Source organism: Mycobacterium sp., from assembly GCF_035506235.1.
GTDB lineage: Bacteria > Actinomycetota > Actinomycetes > Mycobacteriales > Mycobacteriaceae > Mycobacterium.
In genome coordinates this window covers 1-21,411 of record NZ_DATJPU010000248.1, presented here as the reverse complement: position 1 = coordinate 21,411, position 21,411 = coordinate 1, and the positions used below count along the sequence as shown (strand labels likewise).

The 21,411-nt window shown below is 68.4% G+C and carries 21 protein-coding genes; 14 read left to right on the top strand and 7 right to left on the bottom strand.

The features are described from left to right. The first annotated feature begins 104 nt into the window (after window positions 1-104). The 4 genes from VMD50_RS22230 to VMD50_RS22215 all read left to right on the top strand — a co-directional run bounded on the left by VMD50_RS22230 (window position 105) and on the right by VMD50_RS22215 (window position 7,577). Window positions 105-1,559, top strand: coding sequence for a condensation domain-containing protein (locus VMD50_RS22230; RefSeq protein WP_325430770.1), 1,455 nt, complete (start codon window positions 105-107; stop codon window positions 1,557-1,559). A 39-nt stretch (window positions 1,560-1,598) separates the two neighbouring features. Next, window positions 1,599-2,963 carry a hypothetical protein gene (locus tag VMD50_RS22225; protein WP_325430768.1) on the top strand — a complete coding sequence of 455 codons (1,365 nt, stop codon included), beginning with the start codon at window positions 1,599-1,601 and terminating at the stop codon, window positions 2,961-2,963. 19 nt (window positions 2,964-2,982) lie between these two features. Beyond that, window positions 2,983-4,347 (top strand): hypothetical protein, encoded by a 1,365-nt coding sequence (locus tag VMD50_RS22220; protein ID WP_325430766.1) that lies wholly within the window; start codon window positions 2,983-2,985, stop codon window positions 4,345-4,347. A gap of 137 nt (window positions 4,348-4,484) precedes the next feature. Further along, complete coding sequence (locus VMD50_RS22215) at window positions 4,485-7,577, top strand: MMPL/RND family transporter (RefSeq protein WP_325430763.1); 3,093 nt, start codon at window positions 4,485-4,487, stop codon at window positions 7,575-7,577. A 30-nt stretch (window positions 7,578-7,607) separates the two neighbouring features. Here the strand turns inward: VMD50_RS22215 and VMD50_RS22210 are convergent, their stop codons facing one another. Next, the gene (locus tag VMD50_RS22210; RefSeq protein WP_325430761.1) at window positions 7,608-8,303 is read right to left on the bottom strand and encodes a response regulator; all 696 of its coding nucleotides are present in this window, start codon (window positions 8,301-8,303) and stop codon (window positions 7,608-7,610) included. Next, complete coding sequence (locus VMD50_RS22205; protein WP_325430759.1) at window positions 8,285-9,982, bottom strand: sensor histidine kinase; 1,698 nt, start codon at window positions 9,980-9,982, stop codon at window positions 8,285-8,287. Before VMD50_RS22205 ends, VMD50_RS22210 begins: the two co-directional genes overlap by 19 nt. Before the next feature lie 187 nt (window positions 9,983-10,169). On the opposite strand from VMD50_RS22205, the gene VMD50_RS22200 reads away from it, so the two are divergent. The 4 genes from VMD50_RS22200 (at window position 10,170) to VMD50_RS22185 (ending at window position 13,088) form a co-directional block, all read left to right on the top strand. Further along, window positions 10,170-11,096, top strand: coding sequence for a universal stress protein (locus tag VMD50_RS22200; RefSeq protein WP_325430757.1), 927 nt, complete (start codon window positions 10,170-10,172; stop codon window positions 11,094-11,096). Window positions 11,097-11,144: 48 nt separating this feature from the next. Further along, on the top strand, window positions 11,145-12,044 hold the full coding sequence (locus VMD50_RS22195) for an NAD-dependent epimerase/dehydratase family protein (RefSeq protein WP_325430756.1): 900 nt from the start codon (window positions 11,145-11,147) through the stop codon (window positions 12,042-12,044). A 180-nt stretch (window positions 12,045-12,224) separates the two neighbouring features. Continuing rightward, the gene (locus VMD50_RS22190) at window positions 12,225-12,671 is read left to right on the top strand and encodes a helix-turn-helix transcriptional regulator (protein WP_325430754.1); all 447 of its coding nucleotides are present in this window, start codon (window positions 12,225-12,227) and stop codon (window positions 12,669-12,671) included. A 6-nt stretch (window positions 12,672-12,677) separates the two neighbouring features. Beyond that, window positions 12,678-13,088, top strand: a complete 411-nt coding sequence (locus VMD50_RS22185; protein ID WP_325430752.1) for a VOC family protein — start codon at window positions 12,678-12,680, stop codon at window positions 13,086-13,088. A gap of 67 nt (window positions 13,089-13,155) precedes the next feature. Here the strand turns inward: VMD50_RS22185 and VMD50_RS22180 are convergent, their stop codons facing one another. Both VMD50_RS22180 and VMD50_RS22175 read right to left on the bottom strand, forming a co-directional pair. Beyond that, window positions 13,156-13,410 carry a hypothetical protein gene (locus VMD50_RS22180; protein WP_325430750.1) on the bottom strand — a complete coding sequence of 85 codons (255 nt, stop codon included), beginning with the start codon at window positions 13,408-13,410 and terminating at the stop codon, window positions 13,156-13,158. Window positions 13,411-13,568: 158 nt separating this feature from the next. Further along, window positions 13,569-14,594: an NADP-dependent oxidoreductase gene (locus VMD50_RS22175; RefSeq protein WP_325430748.1), complete on the bottom strand. Its 1,026-nt coding sequence runs from the start codon at window positions 14,592-14,594 to the stop codon at window positions 13,569-13,571. A gap of 81 nt (window positions 14,595-14,675) precedes the next feature. Here VMD50_RS22175 and VMD50_RS22170 point away from each other — a divergent pair, with 81 nt between their 5' ends. From VMD50_RS22170 to VMD50_RS22155, 4 genes are read left to right on the top strand one after another with little or no spacing between them, the layout of a single operon-like run. Next, window positions 14,676-15,344 (top strand): hypothetical protein, encoded by a 669-nt coding sequence (locus VMD50_RS22170; protein WP_325430746.1) that lies wholly within the window; start codon window positions 14,676-14,678, stop codon window positions 15,342-15,344. Window positions 15,345-15,373: 29 nt separating this feature from the next. Beyond that, window positions 15,374-16,243, top strand: a complete 870-nt coding sequence (locus VMD50_RS22165; protein WP_325430744.1) for a class I SAM-dependent methyltransferase — start codon at window positions 15,374-15,376, stop codon at window positions 16,241-16,243. Then, window positions 16,243-16,467: a DUF2905 domain-containing protein gene (locus tag VMD50_RS22160; protein ID WP_325430742.1), complete on the top strand. Its 225-nt coding sequence runs from the start codon at window positions 16,243-16,245 to the stop codon at window positions 16,465-16,467. Before VMD50_RS22165 ends, VMD50_RS22160 begins: the two co-directional genes overlap by 1 nt. A gap of 42 nt (window positions 16,468-16,509) precedes the next feature. Further along, window positions 16,510-17,352: a class I SAM-dependent methyltransferase gene (locus VMD50_RS22155; RefSeq protein WP_325430740.1), complete on the top strand. Its 843-nt coding sequence runs from the start codon at window positions 16,510-16,512 to the stop codon at window positions 17,350-17,352. A 22-nt stretch (window positions 17,353-17,374) separates the two neighbouring features. Here VMD50_RS22155 and VMD50_RS22150 read toward each other — a convergent pair whose 3' ends face one another. The 3 genes from VMD50_RS22150 to VMD50_RS22140 all read right to left on the bottom strand — a co-directional run bounded on the left by VMD50_RS22150 (window position 17,375) and on the right by VMD50_RS22140 (window position 20,371). After that, window positions 17,375-18,217 (bottom strand): glycoside hydrolase family 16 protein, encoded by an 843-nt coding sequence (locus VMD50_RS22150; protein ID WP_325430738.1) that lies wholly within the window; start codon window positions 18,215-18,217, stop codon window positions 17,375-17,377. Between the two features lie 473 nt (window positions 18,218-18,690). Beyond that, a complete protein-coding gene (locus VMD50_RS22145) occupies window positions 18,691-19,848 on the bottom strand; it encodes a tyrosine-type recombinase/integrase (RefSeq protein ID WP_325430736.1) in 1,158 nt (385 codons plus the stop codon). Further along, window positions 19,841-20,371 (bottom strand): helix-turn-helix domain-containing protein, encoded by a 531-nt coding sequence (locus tag VMD50_RS22140; protein ID WP_325430734.1) that lies wholly within the window; start codon window positions 20,369-20,371, stop codon window positions 19,841-19,843. The genes VMD50_RS22145 and VMD50_RS22140 overlap by 8 nt, the downstream gene beginning before the upstream one ends. 107 nt (window positions 20,372-20,478) lie before the next feature. On the opposite strand from VMD50_RS22140, the gene VMD50_RS22135 reads away from it, so the two are divergent. Together VMD50_RS22135 and VMD50_RS22130 are read left to right on the top strand one after the other, a co-directional pair. Further along, entirely contained in the window at window positions 20,479-20,667 is a 189-nt protein-coding gene (locus VMD50_RS22135; RefSeq protein WP_325430732.1) for a helix-turn-helix domain-containing protein, read from the top strand. A 363-nt stretch (window positions 20,668-21,030) separates the two neighbouring features. Continuing rightward, window positions 21,031-21,411: hypothetical protein (locus VMD50_RS22130; RefSeq protein WP_325430730.1), on the top strand; the 381-nt coding region annotated here is incomplete at its 3' end.

Sequence of the window (21,411 nt, the reverse complement as noted above, 5' to 3'; positions counted from 1 at the left end):
ATCGCCGCGCGAAACCGAAATAAAGCTCGCACGAACGACTTTCGCGAGACTCTTTCGCGCCACGGCACGACATTGCGGCATGACACAGAACGGGGTCGGGGAGAATGGTCGCACTGGGAAGCATCAACGGGTGGCAGCCGGGCGAGGGGCCGGTCGTCACGTGGCGAGCCTCAGCCGCCGCACGCGCTGCGGCGCTCAACGCGCCACGCAGCGACTTGGCGCCGAGTTACCAGCGGGCCCGCCACCTGCGGGCCGCCCACGACGCCGCGGGGCGGGGCGCGCAGCTGCCCCGGCTGATGGTCGTGGCGTGGGACATCCCGGGCGCATGCGACATCCCGGCGATGACGGCGACGATCAACGCGCACGTCCGCCGCCACGACGCCTACCAGGACTGGTTCCAGTTCGAGGACGGCCTCATCGTCCGCCGCACGATCGAGGACCCCATGGCCATCGACCTGGTGCCCATCGAATTCGGGAACATGGACGCCGAGCAGGTTCGCACGCACGCCCTGACGACGACGCCGGGGACGCTCGAGTGGGACTGCTTCACGTTCGGCATCGTTCAGCACGCCGACTACTTCACCTTCTACGCCAGCGTCGACCACCTGCACATCGACGGGATGTCGGCCGGCCTGATCTTCTTCGACGTCCACATGATGTACCTGCACCTGTCGCAGACCGGGGCCGAGGCCGTCGCGCTCCCACAGCTGGCGAGCTACCGCAGCTACGCCGCGCGCCAGCGCGACGGACTCGCGGAGTTGACGCTGTCCTCGCCGGAGGTCAAGGCCTGGATCGACTTCGCGTGCGACACTGGGGGCCAGTGGCCGACCTTCCCGCTCCCGGTCGGTGACGGCGGTGCCGGCAACAAGGGCACCTTCGTGACGGTCGACCTGCTGGACGCCGCCGACACGGAGTCCTTCGAGATCGCCTGCCACGCGGCCGGCGCCCGGTTCAGCGGGGGAGTGCTGGCCTGCGCCGCCTTCGCCGAGCACGAGTTCACCGGCGCCGCAACGTATCACGGTTTCACGCCGTACGACACGCGCACACCTGGCGTCGACTCGATGACCGTGGGGTGGTTCGCCAACCTGGTCCCGGTCAGCGTGCCGATCTGCACCGCCACCTTCGCCGAGGCGGCCCGGGCGGCCCAGGAGTCGTTCAACGCCGCCAAGGCCCTTGCCGACGTGCCCGTCGAACGCGCGCTCGAGCTGGCGGCTCCGCTGAAGTTGGGCATCGAGCCACCCGACTACCGGGCAATGATGGTGTCCTTCATGGACTTTCGGAAGATCCCCGCCTTCAGCCTCTTCGAAGAAACCAACTGGGGCACCTACGCCGACAACCTGTCCCACGGCGGAATCAACCTGTGGATCAACCGTCAGACCGACAAGACCACCGCGACGATCTCATTCCCTGACAACGCGCAGGCCCGCAAGTCGGTGCACCGCTACCTGGCGGCCCTGACCCAGGCGTTCTCCTACGCCGTCAAGGCGAACCGCGACTGGGTGGATGTCGTTGCGCATCACGCCAATTCGCCCCACGGCGTCCCCGCCGTCCGCCGCTGAAAACCCTCTGACAAACCCTGACAGGAAAGGACCAAGAAAATGACCAACGTACTCGACCTGTTCGACCAGACCATCTTCCGCTTCGAGGAGGCGACCGGGGTCACCAGCGTGGGGCAGTGCGTCTGGGTGTACAACCGCGCGATCGACCTCGACGGCCTGCGCCGGTTCCACCGCCACCTGCAGCGGGGCCGGCTGGCGCGCCGCATCGAACGCTCGGCCCTGCCGTTCGGCCGCCACCGCTGGGTCGCGCCCACCGACGAGTCCGAGCTCGAGATCGTCGCGACGCCGCGGCCGCGCGAAGAGTTCGACGCCTGGCTGCGCGAGCAGGCGGCGACCCCCCTGGACGCCGAGCGCGGGCCGGGGTTTCACCTCGCGGTGCTCCCGTTCACCGACGGCGGCGCCGGGGTAAGCCTGGTCGCCCTGCACAGCCTCGCCGACGGCATGGCCGGCTGCCTGGCGGTGGTGGAAGCGGCCTGCGGCTACGACAGCGCCATCGACTGGCCCGCCGCCGGTTCGCGCCGCCGGTGGCAGGCCCTGCGCGAGGACGCCCGCCAAACCGCGCGCGACCTGCCGGGCATCCGGCGCGCGGTGAAAGCCGCAATCGCCGCGGCCGGCGAGGCACGACGCGCACGGCGCGAGGGCGGCGCCGAACAGGCCGGCCCCACCGCCGCACCGCCCACCGGCGCGGACGAGCCCGTCACCATCCCGACGACGACGGTCTTCCTCGACGCCGACGAGTGGGACGCGCGCGCCGAGGCGCTCGGCGGGACCAGCAACGCGCTGCTCGCGGGGCTGGCGGCCCGGCTCGCCCAGCGAGTGGGACGGGTCGGCGCCGACGGCTCGGTCACCCTGGCGATCCCCGTCAGCGAGCGCACCGCGGACGACACCCGCGCCAACGCCGTCGCCAACGTGGACGTCACGGTCGACCCCGCGCCTGCGGCGACCGACCTGCGCGAGATCCGCGCCGCGATCAAGCAAGCGCTGATGCACCGCCAGGAGGCGTCGGACGAGCGGGAGGCGCTGCTGCCCCTGGTTCCACTGCTGCCCAAGCGGGTCGCCAAGCGGTGCGTGGGCGTGGCCACCGGCAATGCGACCGGCGTCGTCTCCTCCAACCTCGGCGCCGCCCCCGCGGAGGTCAACCGACCGGACGGCACCGACGCCGACTACGTCTCCGTGACCTCGCTGTACCCGGGCATGACCAAGGCGACGATGGAACGGACCGGCGGCGTGCTGGCCCTGCTGTCGGCGCGTGTGCACGGGCAGGTCTTCGTCTCCGTCCAGGCGTACCAGCCGGGGCGGCGCAACTCCAAGGATGCTCTGCGGCAAGCCCTTTCGAGCGCATTGCACGACTTCTCACTCAACGCAACCAGCGGCTGGGCGGCCCCCGTCCTCGCGGCCCGATAGACAAAGGAACTTCAAGCAGATGAACACCACACTCGACCTTTTCGACCAGACCTTCGCCACGCTGGAGCGGGCGACGAAAGTCCTCGGCCAGCTGCAGTGCATCTGGGTGTACGACCGCGCGATCGACCTCGACGGCCTGCGCCGGTTTCACCACAACCTGCGGCGGGGACGGCTGTCGCGCCGGATCGAGCGCTCGGCCCTGCCGTTCGGCCGGCATCGCTGGGTCTCGGCCGGCGCTCAGAGCGACCTCGAGATCGTCGCGACGCCGCAGCCGCGCGAGGAATTCGACGCCTGGCTGCGCGAGCAGGCCGCGACGGCCCTGGACGTCGAGCGCGGGCCCGGCTGGCACCTGGCGGTGCTGCCGTTCACCGACGGGGGCGCCGGGGTGAGTCTGGTCGTCCCGCACACTCTCACCGATGGCATCGGGTTGTGCGACGCCCTGGCTGACGCCGCCCTGGGGCGTCACGACCCGATCGACTGGCCCGCCGCCGGGTCCCGCCGGCGGTGGCAAGCGCTGCGCGAGGACGCCAGCCAAGCCGCGCGCGACCTCCCGGACATCGGCCGCGCCCTGAAGGCAGCAGTCGCCGCCGCACGGCTCGCGCGGCCCGAGCACGACGGCTCGGTCCAGGCCGGCCCGCCACCGGCGTCGTCCGCCGGCCCCGACGAATCCATCGCGCTGCCAACGGAAACGATCTTCGTCGACGCCGGCGAGTGGGACGCCCGCGCCGAGGCGCTCGGGGGAACAAGCAACAGCCTCCTCGCGGGCCTGGCGGCCCGGCTCGCGCAGCGCGTGGGACGCGTCACTCCCGACGGCTCGGTCACCCTGGGGATCCCCGTGAACGAGCGCACCGCGGACGAGACCCGCGCCAACGCCGTCGCCAACGTCGACATCACCGTCGACCCCGCTCGCGCGGCGACCGACCTGCGAGAGATCCGCGGCGCGACCAAGCAGGCGCTGATCCGGCGTCGGGACGTCACCGACAACCGGCGGGAATTGCTGCCCCTCGTTCCGCTGATGCCGCAGCGGCTGGTCAGGCGGATCGTCGGGGTGGCCGCCGGCAGTCCCACCGCGGTCGTCTCCTCCAACATCGGCGTGATCGACCCGGACGCCTACCGGCCGGACGGCACGCGGGCCGACGAGTTCGCCATCAAGGCTCCCCACCCCGACGTCAGCACGGCGATCATGGACCGGTTCGGCGGAATGTTGTCCCTGGCCTCGGGACGGGCGAGCGGACAGGTTTTCGTCTCCGTCGTTGCGTACCAGCCGGGCCGTCCGAACTCGAATGAGGCTCTACGGCAGGCTCTTTCGCGTGCCCTGAGCGACTTCGCGCTGACCGCCACGATCGGCTGGCCATGCCCCGAGCCGGCGGGTGCGGCGGGGTAGTCGCGAGGCGAGCACAACGCGCAAAACCGGGGAATCGTCGCTAATTTCGACTATCGCCGACAAGGGAGACAGTGATGCGGGCGGCGCCATAAGTTCCCTGTAACCGAAGCGAATCCGCAGATGTGAAGGGTTTCACCATGTTCAAGTCCGCCGCCCCAGACCCCTCGGCAACCCCCGGGATGCGAGCCGGTGCGTTCTCGCTGCTGGGCCGATTCGTCGTGCGCGCGCCCTGGTTCGTCGTCGCCGCCTGGGCCGTGCTGGTCGCCGTGTTGGCCGTGGCGGTCCCCCCGCTGACGAAGGTGGTGGAGGGTCGGCCGCTGCAGCCGCTGCCGCCCAAGGCGATGGCCGCGGCCGAGCAGATGGCGAGGGATTTCGGTGAATCCGCACAGAACGTCCTGGTCGTCGTCCTGACTGACAACCGGGGTCTGCAGCCCGGCGACAACGAGGTCTACAGCAAGCTGGCCGCCACCCTGCGCGGCGACACCGGGGATGTGACCGCCGTGCAGGACGTCGTCACGACGCCGGCTCTGCGTCCCCTGCTGGTCAGCGCGGACAACAAGGCGTTCTACATGGCGGTGAACCTGCGCGCGCCCGCCGGGTCGCCCGAGTCGTTGCGGGCCTACCAGCGGATCACCGAGATCGCCAAGCGGTCCACCCTAGCCTCGGGGATCGCCTCCCCGCTCACGGCGGAGATCACGGGGCAGGGCGCCCTGGCCGGCGACCTGACGATCGTGAGCACCCGTGACGCGCACGTGATCGAGATGGTCACCATCGTGCTGGTGCTGCTCATCCTGCTGGTGATCTACCGGCGGCCGGTGACCGTGTTGGTGCCGTTGATCACCCTCGGGATCTCGGTCACCTCGGCGCAGGGTGTGGTGTCCGGGCTGGTTCAGGTCGGGCTCGGGGTGTCGTCGCTGACGATCGTGTTGATGACCGCCATGATCATGGGCGCCGGCACCGACTATGCCGTCTTCTTGATCAGCCGCTACCACGAGTACGTCCGCTCCGGCACCGACTCCGACCTGGCCGTGCAACAAGCGCTGAGCTCCATCGGCGAGGTCATCGCGGCCTCGGCGGCCACCGTCGCCGTCACCTTCCTCGGCATGGTCTTCACCCGCCTGCCCGCGTTCACGAGTATCGGCCCGGCGCTGGCGATTTCGATCGGGATCGCGTTCCTCGCCGCCGTCACCCTGTTGCCGGCCATCCTCGTGCTCGCCGGTCGGCGCGGCTGGGTGGCGCCACGGCCCGGGCTCACCGGCCGCATGTGGCAGCGATCCGCCGTTCAGTTGGTCCGCCGGCCCAAAACGCATCTGCTGATCAGCCTTTCGCTCCTGGTCGCGCTGGCCGGCTGCGCATTCTTCCTGCAGCCCACGTTCAACGACCGCCTGCAACTGCCGCAGTCGGCGCCGAGCAACGTCGGCTTTTCGACGATGGCGGATCACTTTTCGACGAGTGCGCTGCTGCCGCAATACATCTACGTCCGCTCGCCGCAAGACCTGCGGACCTCGAGGGGCCTCGCCGACCTCGACCAGATGGCGCAACGGGTGTCTCAGCTGCCCGATATCGCTGCGGTGCGCGGCATCACGCGGCCCACCGGCCGGCCGCTCGACCAGGCCAAGCTCAGCTTCCAGGCCGGAGAGGTCGGATCCAAGCTGCAGGACGCCTCGACCCAGATCAGCGACAGGACCGGCGACCTCGACGCGCTGACCGACGGCGCCAACCGGCTGGCGGCAAGTCTGGCCCAGGTTCGCGACCAAATCCGTGGCGCCGTCGGACCTGTCACCCAGCTCGCCGCGACGCTCAACCAGGCGCAGCAGCCCCTCGCCGCGGCGGCCAACATGCTGGACAACATGCGCGGCCTCGCGAACGGGTCGGTGTCGACGCTGGTCAACGGCGTGGCCGCGGCGGCGGGCCCGATGTTCGGCGGTTTGACCACGCGCCCCTCGGTCGACGGCATACAGGCGGGGGTGCAGAACCTGACCGCGCTGTTGGCAACGGCCAGCACCGGTTTGCGGGCCGCGGGCACCAGCGCCGCGGGCATGCAGCAGAAGGTTGCGCAGATGCAGGCAGCCGCCGACCAGTTGGCCGACGGCAGCCGGCGGCTGGCCGACGGCGTGCGGATGCTCGTCGACCAGACCAAGAAGATGGGCCTCGGGATGAACCAGGCGGCCGGGTACCTGCTGTCGATGAAGCGCGACGCCACGGGGCCTTCCATGGCGGGCATGTACATCCCGCCCCAGGTGCTCACGTCGGACGACTTCAAGAACGTCGCGAAGATGTTCATCTCGGCCGATGGGCATTCGGTGCGCTACCTGGTCGAAACGAAATTCGACCCCTTCAGCGCCGGCGCGATGGATCAGGTGGCATCGATTCTCGCCGCGGCACGCGGCGCGCAGCCCAACACCTCCCTTGTGGACGCGTCGATCTCGATGGTGGGCATGACGCCGATGTACAGCACGCTGCGCAGCTACTACAACGACGACTTCCGGCTGATCGTCGTCATGACGCTGCTCGTCGTTTTCTTCATCCTCGTCATCTTGCTCCGCGCTCTCGTCGCGCCGCTGTATCTGATTGCTTCCGTGGTGATCTCGTATCTGTCGGCGCTGGGGCTGGGAGTCGTCTTCTTCCAGTTCGTGCTCCATCAGGCGATCTGCTGGAACGTGCAGGCGACCGCCTTCATCGTGCTGGTCGCCGTCGGCGCCGACTACAACCTGCTACTGATCACGCGAATCCGTGCGGAGTCACGGGTGGGGATCCGCTCCGGCATCATCCGCGCGGTCCGTTCGACGGGCGGTGTCATCACCTCGGCCGGCATCATCTTCGCCGCCTCGATGTTCGGCCTGCTGTTCGGCAGCCTGTCGACCATGATGCAGACCGGGTTCATTATCGGCATGGGTCTGTTGATCGACACCTTCGTGGTCCGCACGATCACGGTGCCGGCCCTGGCGGCGTTGGTCGGGAAGGCGAACTGGTGGCCCGCCAAGGCGATTCGCGCCACCCGCACCCGCACCCGCGCCCACGCCGCGACGACACCGGTGCCCGTCACCGACGAATGCATCCACGGCGAGCTGCCGCATGGCCTGGTCACCAGCAACATCCGCCGCTCCGCGGCTCGCCGGCGGCAGACCCTCGTCCGGCACGGCGTCGCGCCCGCTAACCGTCGCCGATCCTGCGCCGGCGGTGTCGAGCCCGCATACAGGTCGCGGCTGGCCGGCAAGGTCGCGCGCTGAGCGCGGTCTCGGCGCGACCGCGTCCGCCCCTCAGCGGGGTGGGCGCGGTCGCCGCTTGTCGGCCGCGGCGAACTCCTGTTCGGGCCGTCCGGTGGTGCCGTAGCGCAATCCGACGCTGACGTCACCCGTGGTGGCCAGCGCCGCCAGGTACCGCTGGGCGGTTGCCCGCGAAATCCCGATCGCCGCGGACACCTCCGCCGCCGACATCGCCTGATCCGACGTGCGCAACGCTTGCAGCACAAGCTGTTTGGTGGAGGAGGCCGCGATGGTGGCGGGCGCCGGGGGAGCGACTTTGGGACGCAGCGCGTCCAGCGCCGCGTCCACGTCACCGGAGCTCAGGTCGGAGCCGGCCAGAATCTTGCGGTAGCGGGCGTAGCCCGCGAGCCTCGCGGCCAGCTCGGTGGTCGCGAACGGCTTGACGAGGTAGCTCAGCGCCCCCGCCGACATGGCCGCGCGAATCGTGGCCGCCTCGGTCGCCGCCGTCAATACCATGCTGTCGCCGTGCAATTCGCGGACCAAGTCGATTCCGGAACCATCGGGCAGGTACACGTCGACCAGGGCGAGGTCGATGTCGGGCGCCTCGGCGAGCGCCTTGCGCGCGCCTTCGAGCGTGTTCACCGTGGCGGTCACGGTGAACCCGGGAAGCGTGTTGACGACCCCGGCGTGCATATTGGCGACCCGGAAGTCGTCGTCGACCACCAGCACGGTCAGGTCTGCGTCGCCCATTGCGCCTCCTCAACCATCACGCCCGGCAGCCGGGCGATGAACTCCGCGCCGCGCAGCCGCAGCTCCGCGTTGCCGGCGCTGGCCAGCAGAAGATCGCCACCGAGCGCGCGGGTGATCTGGCGCGACAACGCAAGCCCGATACCCCGCCCGCCCGGTATGCCGGAGTCCGGCTTGGTCGTGGTCCCCTCGGTGAAGAGCTGGTCGACGAAGCCGGGCGCGACGCCGTCGCCGCTGTCGGCCACCGTGATGTGCAGCGTCGTACCCTCTTGCAGCAGCTCGACTTCCACCTCTTTTAGTTCATTTTGACCGCGCCCCTCGCTCATCCGGACCGCGTCGATGGCATTGTCGAGCAAGTTCCCGAGGACCGTGGTCACGTCGACCGGCAGGATGAGCCGGCCGGGCACCCAGGTGTTTTCACCGATGGTGAGCGTCACGCCGGCTTCGCGGGCGGCCGCGCCCTTGGCGGCCAGGAACGCCTGCAGGTACGCGTCGCGGATGGCGTCGATGCCGGGTAGCGCGGAGCCCAGCGGGCCCGACCCCAGCAGCTCCTCGAGATATTGCAGCCCCTCGTCGACGTGACCGCCGTGCAACAGCCCGGTCAGCAGGTGCAGCCGGTTGGCGAACTCGTGGCGCTGGGCGCGCAACACCGTGCTCATCACCTGCACCGCGTCGAGCTGCCGGGTGAGCGACTCCACATCGGTTCGGTCCCGGACCACCAAAACCGTTCCCAGCTGGCGCCCTTCTCGCACTACCGGCCGCGCCGAAACCACGACGATGCGCTCGCCCACCGTGGCCAGCGTGAGGGTCGCGTCGGCGGCCTTGAACACGTCGAGCACGCGCGGGGTCAGCCCGAGCTCGTCGACCCGGCGTCCGGGTTCGTTATCGATTTCGAGCAGCCGGCACGCCTCGTCGTTGACGAAGGTGGTCTTCCACGACGAGTCGGCCGCCAGCACGCCCTCGCCGATGCCCTGCAGCACAGCCGCCTGACTGCGCACCAGCTCGGTGATCTCGGCCGGCCGCAAACCCAGGGTCAACCCCCGCCACCGGCGGGCCAGTACCACCGAGCCGGCGACACCGATCAGCAGGAGGACGCCACCCATCGCGCCGAGCACGCGCAGGTTCTTCGAGAACTGGTCATCGAACGCTTTGGTGGAGAAACCAACGATGACCACGCCCAGGACGCGGTTCGAAACGGGTTCCAGCACCGGGACTTTGGCGACGATCGCCCGCCCGAAAACCGTGGCGTCGTGCGACACCACCTCGTGCCCGGCAACCGGCTGCGAGATGTCCGCCTGGATATGGGCGCCCAACCTGCTGCGGTCGGGATCCGCGAGCCTGACGCCGTGCGTGCTGCCGATGACCACGAACCGCACATGCGTACGCTGCTCAACACGCGACGCGACGCTCTCGATCGGACCGGCCGCGAGCTCGTCGGTCAGTGCGGGGCTTGCCGTCAGGGCGGGATCGTCGTAGCGGGAGATGTTGCTGATGACGGTCGGCGACGACGCCACCACACGAGCGATATCCAACGCGTGGACGTGGTATTGGCTGTCCAGGCGCTGCCGATTGAACCACGCGAACATCCCGAACGCGATGATCAACGTCAGCGTCACGATGACCAGCTGCAGCAGCATCACCTGGGTGGCGAGCCGCAAGTCGATGCGACCCCGGGCGGCCATGCAGAGACAGTACCGCGCGAATGAGCACAATGCGCGAAAGTCTGCCGTCGTGTGCAGGCTGTAGTGCCCGATGGATAGGGACTTACGCCTCCTGTGGCGAGGCCCGGACATGCATAGCGTCAAGCCTCATCGCGCATGGCTCGGCGCGCACTGTGGTCTAGCTATGCCTTCGGGAAGGAGAGCTGGGATGTCACCTGAACACACTGGAATCGTGGTCGGTGTCGATGGCTCGCGGCCGTCGATTGCGGCGGTGGAGTGGGCCGCACGGGACGCAGAGATGCGCAGTGTCCCGCTCAGACTGGTGCACATCGCGCCGCCGGTACCGGAATTCACCGGATTTATCCCGGCCACCCCGCTGCCCGCGGACTACTCGTCCCGGCAGCAGGATCAAGCGCACCACCTCCTCGAGGAGGCTCATAAGACGGCCGTCGAGACCGGCTCGCCGAGTCGCTCGTCCGAAGTGAGCAGCGAAGTCATCTATGCGCCGATACTTCCCACCCTCGTGAGCCTTTCCGAGCATGCCGACATGGTCGTTGTGGGCTGCCGCGGTCAGGGGACGGTGTCCCGGGCCCTGTTGGGCTCGGTCAGCTCCGGTCTGGTGTATCACGCGCACTGCCCGGTTGCCGTCGTCCACGATGATGATGTGCTGGCGGCAGTATCGTTCAAAGCCCCCGTGGTAGTCGGTGTCGACGGCTCACCGACCTCGGAATTGGCGACCCGGATAGCCTTCGATGAAGCGTCTCGCCGGGGCGTAGGACTGGTGGCGCTGCACGCCTGGAGCGACATGGGTCCCCTTGATTTCGGACGGCCCGGGCAGGCGCCGATCGAATGGGCGAATTTCCAGACCCGCGAGGAAGAAGTTCTCGCCGAACGTTTGTCGGGCTGGCAAGAGCGCTACCCGGACGTCGCCGTGCAGCGGGTCGTCGTGAGTGATCGACCAGCACCCCGGCTTCTGGAACAGGCTGAGGCGGCTCAGCTTCTGGTTGTCGGCAGCCACGGCCGCGGCGGATTCGCCGGCATGCAGCTGGGCTCGGTCAGTCGGGCAGTTGTCAACTCCGCGCGGATACCAGTGATCGTCGCCCGGATGCCGCGAAAGCACGAACACCGGGGTTGAGCTCGCCTGGAATGAGAAGCGGCGGCCGCCAACGCCTACTATCAGCGCATGCGCGGCTCAAAGATCTTGATCACAGGTCCGACCGGTCAACTCGCCACCCCCATCGCCCTGGCGCTGGCGGCCGAAAACGAGGTGTGGGGCATCGCCCGCTTCAGCAACCCCGCCGCACGAGAAGGCCTCGAGAAGGCGGGGATTCGGTGCCAGGCGGTCGACCTGGCGGCCGGTGACTTCGCCGGTGTCCCGGACGATTTCGACTACGTCCTCAACCTGGCGGTGGCCAAGAGCGGGAATTGGGACAAGGACCTCGGGGCCAACGCGGAGTCGGTCGGCCTGCTGATGGCCCACTGCCGCGGGGCGGAAGCCTTCCTGCACTGCTCCTCGGCGGCCGTCTACGACCCGCCCGACGACGAAGCCCGCACCGAGCAAGCCGCCCTCGGCGACAACCACAAGTTCTTGTTTCCCACCTATTCGATCTCCAAGATCGCGGGGGAGGTCGTCGCCCGGTCGATGGCGCGCATGCTCGACGTGCCGACGACCATCGCCCGGCTCAACGTGCCCTACGGCAACAACGGCGGGTGGCCGTACTACCACATGGAGATGATGCTGGCGGGCATCCCGATCCCGGTCCCGCCGGGCGGACCGGCCCTTTACAACCCGATCCACGAGGACGACATCATCGCGACCGTCCCCAAGCTGCTCGAGGCCGCGTCGGTCCCGGCGACCACGGTGAACTGGTGCGGCGACGAGGCCGTCAGCCTCCAGGACTGGTGCGGCTACCTGGGTTCGCTCGTCGGCAAGGAGCCGGTATTCGAGGAGAGCGCGCACGCGCTGCGGGGCAATCCCACCGACGGGGCGCGGATGCACGAGCTCATCGGTGGCACAAAGGTCGACTGGCAGGACGGGTTGCGCCGCATGGCGGCGAAGTTCCACCCGGAACTGGTCGGCTAAGCCATTACGGCGCAACGGGTTTGACGACGCGCGCCGCGGCCTCCACGGCGGCCGGCGACGACCTTGGCGTCCGTGGTCGCGGCGCGCGCGACACATAACCGGTTGCGAAGAAAACGCCGACGTGAATCGCGCCGGCTTAAGTCTCGGGGCCCGCCGGGTGATGGTGGCAACATAGCCGGGGTGACCGATAGCTCCGCCGAGCGGCAACTGCGTGACCTCGCGCTGCTGCGTCGTGTCCGCGACCGGATCGACCGGGACTACGCGCAACCGCTCGACGTCGAGGCGCTCGCCCGCGGCGTGCACATGTCCGCCGGGCACCTCAGCCGCGAATTCCGGCGCGCCTACGGCGAATCGCCATACTCCTACCTGATGACGCGGCGCATCGAACGGGCGATGGCGCTGCTGCGTCGCGGCGACCTCAGCGTGACCGAGGTCTGCTTCGCGGTCGGCTGCTCATCGCTGGGCACCTTCAGCACCCGGTTCACCGAGCTGGTCGGCATGCCGCCCAGCGCGTACCGGCGCCAGGGGGCGCCCGCGGCCGCGGGCATCCCGCCGTGCGTCGCCAAGCAGGTGACCAGACCGATCAGGAATCGAGAAGCGTCCGCCACCGGCCCGCACCTAGCCTGACGTCTCATGGACATCACGATTCACTCGAGCTTCCTTCCCCACGACGACCCGGACGCCTCCCTGGCGTTCTACCGCGACACCCTCGGCTTCGAGGTCCGCCTCGACGTCGGGCAGGGCAAGATGCGCTGGATCACGGTCGGCCCCCCGGGTCAGCCGGGCACGTCCATCGTGCTGAACCCGCCGGCCGCCAACCCGGGCATCACCGACGACGAGCGCCGCACCATCGCCCAGATGATGGCCAAGGGCACCTACGCGATGCTGCTGCTGGCCACCAAGGACCTCGACGGCGCCTTCGAGCGGCTGCAGGCCTCCGACGCCGAAATCGTCCAGGAGCCAACCGAACAGCCATACGGGCTCCGCGACTGCGCCGTGCGCGATCCGGCGGGCAACCTCATCCGCATCCAGCAGTTGCGCTGAGCGCGGCAACGGGAAAAGTCCCGAATCCCAAGCGGATTCGGGACTTTCCAGTTCCGGCGGACCCGGTTCAACTCCCCTTGGAGTAGCGGGTCAGGAACCCGACGCTCGCGATCCCCGCGATGGCGCCGACCACGCCCCACAGCACCAGCTGGACGGCCATGGCCCCGAAGAACCAGCCGAACGTCAAACCGAGGTAGAGCACCCAGATCAGCCGGATCAGGCTCCAGGCCGCAACCAGGCCGGTGGCGATCCCGATGTACAGGCTGCGCTGACGGTCGACGCGGTTGATCTGCTCTTCGATGTTGGCGGGTACGAGCTTCATTGTCTGACTTCCTTTCACGGGGCGCCGCCTGGTTGGCGTCGTCGTTGCGGCAAGTACAGACCGCCCGACCGGCTACCGATCCCAACAACTCCGGCCGGGGGCGGCGTCAGGCGTGCGAGATCGTCCGCCCCGGGCCCATGAAAAGTGAGACGTCCTCGTCAGTGAGCAGCGTCGTGGTGGATCTTCACCACGAGCTTGCCGACGTTCTTGCCGTCGAACAGCATGTTGATCGCCGTCGGCAGCTGCTCGAAGCCCTCGACGACCGTCTCGAGCGGCGTGAGCCTGCCCTCGGCGATCAGGCCGGCGATCCCGCTGGTCGCCTCCGGCGCCCGGCCGAGGTGGTCGAGGACGATGAAACCCTGCACCGTCGCGCGCTGGATGAGCAGATTCCCGAACGCACGCGGTCCCGGCGGCGGATCGGCCGCGTTGTAGCCGGAGATCAGGCCGCACAGCGCGACGCGGGCGCGGATGTTGAGCCGTGCGAAGACCGCGTCCATGATGTCGCCGCCGACGTTCTCGAAGTCCACGTCGATGCCATCGGGGGTCGCCGCGGCGAGCTGCGCGGCCCAGTCGTCGGCGCGATGGTCGACGGCGGCGTCGAAGCCGAGCTGGTCGGTGAGCAGGGCGCACTTTTCGGGCCCCCCGGCGATCCCGACGACGCGCGCGCCGTCGGCCTTGGCGAGCTGTCCGGCGACCGACCCGACCGCGCCCGCCGCGGCCGAGACCACGACCGTCTCGCCCGGCTTCGGCTTGGCGATGTCGCGGATGCCGATCCATGCGGTCAGCCCGGTCGTCCCCAGCGCACCCAGGTAGGCGCTCGGCGAAATGCCCTCGGCGACCTCGAGAGGGAGGACGAACGCCGCGGGCGAGATGACCGCGTACTCCTGCCAGCCGAGCAGACCCTGCACGGTCTGTCCGACCGCAAAGTTCGGATTCTTCGACGCGACAACCTCGCCGAGACCGGCCGCGCGCATGACTTCGCCGATGCCCACCGGCGGCAGGTACGTCGGCGTGTCGTTGATCCACATGCGGTTCGTGGGGTCGAGCGATATCCAGTCGACACGCACCAGCGCCTCGCCGTCGCCGATCTCGGGTACGGCCTCCTCGCTCAGCTCGAAGGTGTCGGGGCCGATGCGCCCGGTGGGGCGTTCGCGGAGCAGGAAGCGGCGGTTTCGATCGGACATAAGCGCACGGTACTGGACCGGCGGTCGGGACATGCGGCTCTGCCCTTCAAAAACAGGTCAGCCGGACGCAAAATTGGCTCGATGAACGTGGTCCCCATCGCGGTGCTGACAGTGTTGACAGCGGCAGCCCTGTCGCGGCCCGGATCGGCAGCCGCAGATCCGCCACCCACCCAGCAGATCACCGTCGTGGCCGTCGGCCCCAATGGCCAGCCGATCAACGGTTACCGGGAGACACCGCCGGAGGGCAACGTCGCCACCGTCACCGACTGCAGTACGCCCTCGCCGTCGGCGGTGGCCGACGACGTGTACTACTGCTCGCCGACCGCGGCCGGCGCCGGCACTTGCTGGCCGTCGACGCCCGGATCACTGCTGTGCGTGGACGATCCGTGGGCCAAGCGGCTGCATCGGGTGAGCTATGGCGGTCAGCTCCCGCCGGTGCAGCCCGCCGCGACGCCGGACCCCTTCGCGCTGACCCTCGACGATGGCACGCATTGCCTGTTCCGCAACGGCGGCGCGTGGGGCGGCCGCGCCGACGGGTATGTCGGCGTTTACGGATGCGGCCCCGACGGCGGCGCCAACCCCGCGGTGCTGTGGCTGCCCAGCCAGGGCGCCGGGACGTACATCGACCGCTCGTCGCCGGCGTGGACGGTCAAAGTCGGTCAGCTCGGCGCGCCCGACGCCGCCCTTCCACCGCCCCAGACCCGCCGGGTGACCGCCGCGTGGCTCGCCGGGGGCAAGGCCGGTCAATAGCGCGACGGGACTCCTGCTATAACCCACGTATGCCAGCCGCCAGGCACACGATCACCCACGTTTCCGACACGGCCCGGTGGACGGCGCTCCACCGGGCGACCGAATCGGCCCGCCCCGACGCGCTGTTCACCGACCCGCTCGCCGAGCGTCTCGCGGGCGAACACGGCCGCGAAATCGTCGCCAACGTGCCGTGGTCGACGCGCAACGGCTGGTGGCTCGTCGCGCGCACCAAGATCATCGACGACGCCATCGCCGAAGCGATCGCCGGCGGCTGTGACCGGGTGCTGAACCTGGCCGCGGGTTTGGACACGCGGCCGTACCGCCTGGAGCTGCCGGCCGAACTGACGTGGGTGGAGGCGGATCTGCCCGGGTTGCTCGAGGAGAAGGCGCGGCTGCTGGCCGACCAGGCGCCGCGATGCCGGTTGACGCGGACCGCCGTCGACCTGGCCGACGCCGCGGCCCGAGGCGCCTTTCTCGATGAGGCGCTGGCCGGCGCCGGCAAAGCGCTGGTGCTGACCGAAGGCCTGCTGGTGTATCTGGAAGAAAGCGACGTCGTCGCGCTGTCGGCGGCGTTCACACGACCCGAGATCGCCTGGTGGATGCTCGACTTCCCCGGGCCCGGCCTGAAAAAGACGATGAACAAGAGGATGGCCGGCATGCTCCAGAACGCGCCGTTCAAGTTCGCGCCCGAGAACGGATTGGCCTTCTTCGAAGACCTCGGCTGGCGCGCCGTGGACGTGCAAGCGCTCTACGTCGCCGCGCACCGGTTCGGTCGCTTGCCGCTGCGGATGCGCCCGATGACCTGGCTGCCCCAGCCGGACCCGCGTCGCCCGGGCGGGGGCAGCGTCTGGAGCGCGACCGCGCTACTTCGGTCAGACCTCCTCGGTGAAGGGATGTGATGGAAAGAAACATAGGGCCGATCGTCGTAGTGGCCGGCCTGATTCTCGTGGTTCTCGGCGCGCTGATTTGGGCCGGTGGCCTGTCGTGGTTCGGCCGCCTCCCGGGTGACATCCGGATCGAACGCGACAACGTGCGCATCTACATTCCCTGGGTATCGATGTTGCTGATCTCGGTCGTGGCGACGATCTTGCTCTCCGTTGTGCGCTACCTGTTTCGGCGATGACGCCGGGGCCCGCCCGCAGTTGCTGCGGGTAGTTTGGCCTGAATGAGCCGAGCCAACGACAAGGTCGACGCCGGCATGCTGACGGGCGTCTCGGAGACCGCACTTCTGACCCTCTACGGCCGCGCCCACCAGGCGGCCCGCCCGGCCCCGATCATCGACGACCCGATGGCGATCAAGCTCGTCGAGTCGATCGACTTCGATTTCGAAAAATTCGGGCGCAAAGGCCAAGAGATGGCGCTGCGCTCACTGGCCGTCGACGGGTGCGCAATCAGGTATCTCACCAAGCGTCCCGACGCAACGGTCGTCGCCCTCGCAGAAGGCCTCCAAACCAGCTTCTGGCGTCTGAATGACGCACTGCCACAGGCGCGATTCCATTGGATGTCGGTAGACCTGCCTCCGGTTATCCAACTTCGGCAGCGCGTGTTGCCGGATTCCCCGCGGATCACTCAGCTGGCACAGTCGGCTCTCGACTATAGCTGGATGCCCTTGGTCGACAGCGGCACCGGCGTATTCATCACCGCGGAGGGTCTCCTGATGTACCTGCAACCGCACGACGCCATGGGGCTGATCGCAGAATGCGCCAAACGGTTTCCGGGCGGGCAGATGTTTTTCGACCTGCCGCCGGTCTTCGTCAAAAGGCTGGCACCGAGGGGGATGATGTCGTCCCGGCGCTACCGGGTGCCACCGATGCCCTTCAGCCTGTCGGTGCGTCAACTGGCGGACCTGGCGAACACCATGCCGGGAGTGCGGGCCGTGCACGACATACCGATGCCGAAAGGGCGGGGCCTGTTTTTCGGGACCCTGTTCCCCGCGTTCTGGCAGTTCGGCCCTACAAAGCGTTTCCGCGGGGCCTACACCCTGCTCGAATTCGGCCACCCTGCCTGAAATTCGGCCGAGCGCCGGCCGGCTACCAGACTCGTATCCAGTCGATGAGCATGTCCGCGGGATAGGTTCCCGATCCGGGGTCGCCGCCGCCCGAACCGGCGACCGCGAGGTTGAAGACCGGGAAAACGGTGTAGCCGGGGCCGTTGAACGGCCAATCCGGCAGCGAACTCGCCGGAACGTCGAAGTACGGTTGAGCCCCGTCGGCGTAGTCCTTCCAGAACCGGATGCCGGCCTCGTCCCACTGGGTGCGCCAGGTGTGCCAGGCGCTGTCCACCGCGGTGTTGTGGGTCTTCCACTCGCCGCCATTCGCCTTGGCGTGCACGGTGGTGGCCGAGGGCCAGTTGCGGTTGCCGTACCACTCCATGACGTCGATTTCGCCCTGGTCCTCGTTGCCCAGCCAATACGCGGGCCAGGCGCCGGCGGTCAGGCAATTGAGCTTGATCCGGGCCTCCCACGTGTGGCCGACACCGCCACGCCACAGGCTCTGGACCTTGCCGCTGTAGTAGGTGGGACCATCTTTCGCGGCGCGCAGGACCAGGTTGGAGTTGCCGTCGAGAAACACATTGCGGCGATCGTCGCGGTACTGCCCGATGTTCTCCGGACGTTCCCAGTACGTCGGGTCCTTGATCGTCTCGCGGGCCTTCGCCACCGCCCACTTCGACGCATCGGGAGCCGAGCCGGCCGGCCCGTCGAATTCGTCCTGGAAGATGTAGCCCCCGGTCTGGCCGCTGGGCGCAGCGGGCGGCGGGGCGTCGGGCGCTCCCGGTCGGCGCGGGTAGGCCCGGGCCTCGGGAACCGGCAGCACGGCTGCCAGCACTCCGATCCCGGCAGTCAGCATGACGCGGCGGCGGTCGATCTCCGGCATAAGCAAGGCACGATAGCAGCCGGCGCCGTCCGGGCGCGAAACGGGAAATGTCGGTGGCCGTCGCTAGGGTGTGGATCGCCGCCGGCTGAAATCGGACGACGGCGGGCAGTGGTTTTGGAATACGCCCTAATTCATGGCCAATTCTCACCTTGGTGCGTGGTTTGGTCTCAGGATTCGCAGGGCATTCTGGAATCACGAACCGATAACCACTGTTGATAGGTTTTGCAGGTTGCTCGGGAGGAGTTGAAATCGTGGCGGATGCATCGGGGGGCACGGTCATTTTCCTTCAATCTCATCCGGCGTGGATTGCGGCTCGCCGCCAAGAGCGGGAGCGTCGCGCGGCGATGCGCCGCCACCCGTCGTCCCTTGCCCGACGCGCCGCATCCGGGGGCAAAGTCGTTCCGGCTGTCCGCGACTTCAAGGTGTACTCCAACCACGACGCCAGCTAACCGGTCTGACCTGCTCAAACACGTTCACGACGACCCTTCCGTCCGCAGTCCGTCCGCAGCAGTTTTCCTCCGCGCCTTGATGACTTTGCCGACCGCCGTCCGCGTGCTCTCGTCGGCGTCCGGCCACAGATGCGAATAGGTATCCAAGGTGGTGCTGGCCGACGCGTGCCGCAGCCGGGCCTGCACCGTCTTGATGTCCGCGCCGTCGGCGATCAGCAACGAGGCGAAGTAATGGCGGAAATCATGGAAGGTGAACTTCGCCGGCAGGCCGTCGATCTGCCCTCGGATGTTTTGTATTGCGTGTTCAATGTCCCACGGCTTGCACGGCTTCCCGGTGGCGTTGGTGACCATGTGGTCGGTGCCGTACTTTTTCACCGACGCCGACAGCATAAGCGTCAGCTCCCGGGGCACCGGTATCGGTGCGTCACTGCCGTCCGTTTTGAGCGGCTTGTCCCCGTATTGGACCTTGGGGTGGACGATCCCGGCCATGAAGTTGACGTCCGCTACCCGTAGGCCCGCGACTTCGGCGACGCGCAGCCCGGCGAACGCGCCCAGCAACACGGCGGCGCGGTAGCGGTCGGGCATCGCGTCGTAGATGGCCCAGATCTGCTCGGTGGTGGCGACGTAGGGTTTCTGCTTGCCGCGCTCCGGCGCGGTTTTGCGGCTGCAGGGGTTGCGGCCCAGCAGGCCGTCGTATTGCGCGTCGGCGAGGATCTGGGTGAGCCGCCTGTGCAGTGAGTAGATGTAACTGGGCTGGTGGCCGTCAGCCTTGAGCCTCGCGGTCCACGATTTGATCTGCGATGCCCGTATCTCGTTGAGCTGCTTGCCGCCGAACTCTTTGGTGATCTGGGCGATGTGCACCTTTGCGCACCGCACGGTGTTTGGCCGCTTCGAGGCGTAACCCTCCAGCCAGGTATCGCACCACTGCTGGACGGTTGTCTGGGCGTCTCGCGCGGCGACGTGGGTGCCGGTCACCACCGTGGACACCTGGCTTTCCAGCCAGATTTGGGCGTCGCGTTTGAGGTCGAAGCCTTTGGCGTGCTCGGTGCCCAGCTTGTCGACGTAGCGTGCTCGGTAGCGTTTGCCCTTGCCCGCATTGGCCGACGGCACCTTCACCGTCTTGCCGTCTACGTGGATGCTCTTCGTCCACCTGTCCTCGACGCTGCTGCGGGTTCTACGCATCGCCGCCATCCTTCCGTGCCGTCCGCACAATGCGTTGCACGCGGAACTCTTGATGGTCACCGGCCCGGCGCTCCGCGACAGCGCCGCCGCACGCTGCCAACTGCAACGCATCGGTGTCGAGGGTGGTGCACGCCGCCCGGACGGCGGCGATCACCTCCGTATCGGCGCTATCGAGGTCAATCTGCGTGGCTTCGGCGACGCGATCAGCGACGTCACGCAGCGCAACCCGCACCGTGCGGGCCGCATCATCGAGCGACCCCTGCAGCCGGCGCAGCACGAAATCGCGGTCAGCGCCTGGAGACGCAGGCCGGCCCATCAGGGCATCGGTGGAGCAGCCGAACACCTCGGCGTAAGCGAGCAGCTCTTCGGCCGCCAAAACCCGTTCGTTGTTTTCCAGCTTCGCAACCGCGGTCGCATGGCAGCGGAACCCGCGCTCGGTGAGCCTCTCAGCCATTTCGGCCCGCGACCATCCGCGGCCGTCACGCGCCTCGAAGAGGCGGTCCCCAAGTCGGTTTTTGACCACCCGTGATCTACCCACATTAGGTAGCTTAGCGAGATTGGTTGACCCTCGCAACTCGCGCTGTCAGACTACCCAAAGTAACAGCCCAACCTAAACAAGGAGCACGCGCGATGGATTATATGTTCGCCTCCGACCTGGAGCGGGAGTTCAAGCTCCCGGAAAGCACATGGCGGTTCTGGCACACAACCGGCAAACTCCCGGCCACCAAGCTGGGCCGGCGATTGGTGTGGCGGCGCGCCGACGTGCTCGCGTTCCTCGCCTCGCAAGGGTTAGAGGACGCCGAGCCCGCAAAGCGGTGAGCGTGGCGATGGCACCAAAAGACCACGCAAATGACAAAAAAGAACCGGGCGGCTACCGACCGCCCGGCCTGGGAACTCGCCAACGAGCCTGCGGCCAGTCTAAGCCGCCATCGCCCGGCGCCGGGCTGCTGGCCTCATGGCCGCCGTGGCGGTGCCATCGACTCGTCCCTCGCTGGCTGCGCCCCCGGTGCGCGGGTTGCGGCGATGCGCCCGCCAGCAGCGAACCCGACGACCCCACCTTGTGCAGCGAATGCAACGCAGTCAGCCGCGAAGACCTGCGCGCGTGGTGCGCCGAGGACGACGCCATCATCTACCCCGCTGCGGCCCGAACACAACGCATCACGTAGTTGAAGGAAGGAAATTATGACCAGTCAAGACGACGCCATCGAGGCTTTCATTTTCGGGGGAGCCGCCGCGCCGGCCCTGAAGTTCCCGACGCCGGGCACCACCCACAAGGGGACCATCAGCGGCGCGCCCCGGCTGGCCCAGCAGAAGGACTTTCAAACCAAGCAGCTGCTGACCTGGTCGGACGGCTCTCCGCGCATGCAACTCGTCATCCCGCTGCAGGTTGATCAGCGCGACGGGCCGGCCGACGACGGCAAGCGCACCCTCTACATCAAGGGCCAGCAGCTCACCCAGGCGCTGCGGGACGCGCTGGACAACGCCAGGGTGCGCGGGGTCGAGCCGGGTGGTTGCCTGGTCGTCGCCTACGTCGGCGACGACAACTCCGGCGGCGCGGTCAGC

Excerpts from the sequence above, each read along its gene's own strand:
- VMD50_RS22230 (WP_325430770.1), top strand. The coding sequence starts at position 105 with ATGGTCGCACTGGGAAGCATCAACGGGTGGCAGCCGGGCGAGGGGCCG.
- VMD50_RS22225 (WP_325430768.1), top strand. The coding sequence starts at position 1,599 with ATGACCAACGTACTCGACCTGTTCGACCAGACCATCTTCCGCTTCGAG.
- VMD50_RS22220 (WP_325430766.1), top strand. The coding sequence starts at position 2,983 with ATGAACACCACACTCGACCTTTTCGACCAGACCTTCGCCACGCTGGAG.
- VMD50_RS22215 (WP_325430763.1), top strand. The coding sequence starts at position 4,485 with ATGTTCAAGTCCGCCGCCCCAGACCCCTCGGCAACCCCCGGGATGCGA.
- VMD50_RS22210 (WP_325430761.1), bottom strand. The coding sequence starts at position 8,303 with ATGGGCGACGCAGACCTGACCGTGCTGGTGGTCGACGACGACTTCCGG.
- VMD50_RS22205 (WP_325430759.1), bottom strand. The coding sequence starts at position 9,982 with ATGGCCGCCCGGGGTCGCATCGACTTGCGGCTCGCCACCCAGGTGATG.
- VMD50_RS22200 (WP_325430757.1), top strand. The coding sequence starts at position 10,170 with ATGTCACCTGAACACACTGGAATCGTGGTCGGTGTCGATGGCTCGCGG.
- VMD50_RS22195 (WP_325430756.1), top strand. The coding sequence starts at position 11,145 with ATGCGCGGCTCAAAGATCTTGATCACAGGTCCGACCGGTCAACTCGCC.
- VMD50_RS22185 (WP_325430752.1), top strand. The coding sequence starts at position 12,678 with ATGGACATCACGATTCACTCGAGCTTCCTTCCCCACGACGACCCGGAC.
- VMD50_RS22180 (WP_325430750.1), bottom strand. The coding sequence starts at position 13,410 with ATGAAGCTCGTACCCGCCAACATCGAAGAGCAGATCAACCGCGTCGAC.
- VMD50_RS22175 (WP_325430748.1), bottom strand. The coding sequence starts at position 14,594 with ATGTCCGATCGAAACCGCCGCTTCCTGCTCCGCGAACGCCCCACCGGG.
- VMD50_RS22170 (WP_325430746.1), top strand. The coding sequence starts at position 14,676 with ATGAACGTGGTCCCCATCGCGGTGCTGACAGTGTTGACAGCGGCAGCC.
- VMD50_RS22165 (WP_325430744.1), top strand. The coding sequence starts at position 15,374 with ATGCCAGCCGCCAGGCACACGATCACCCACGTTTCCGACACGGCCCGG.
- VMD50_RS22160 (WP_325430742.1), top strand. The coding sequence starts at position 16,243 with ATGGAAAGAAACATAGGGCCGATCGTCGTAGTGGCCGGCCTGATTCTC.
- VMD50_RS22155 (WP_325430740.1), top strand. The coding sequence starts at position 16,510 with ATGAGCCGAGCCAACGACAAGGTCGACGCCGGCATGCTGACGGGCGTC.
- VMD50_RS22150 (WP_325430738.1), bottom strand. The coding sequence starts at position 18,217 with ATGCCGGAGATCGACCGCCGCCGCGTCATGCTGACTGCCGGGATCGGA.
- VMD50_RS22145 (WP_325430736.1), bottom strand. The coding sequence starts at position 19,848 with ATGCGTAGAACCCGCAGCAGCGTCGAGGACAGGTGGACGAAGAGCATC.
- VMD50_RS22135 (WP_325430732.1), top strand. The coding sequence starts at position 20,479 with ATGGATTATATGTTCGCCTCCGACCTGGAGCGGGAGTTCAAGCTCCCG.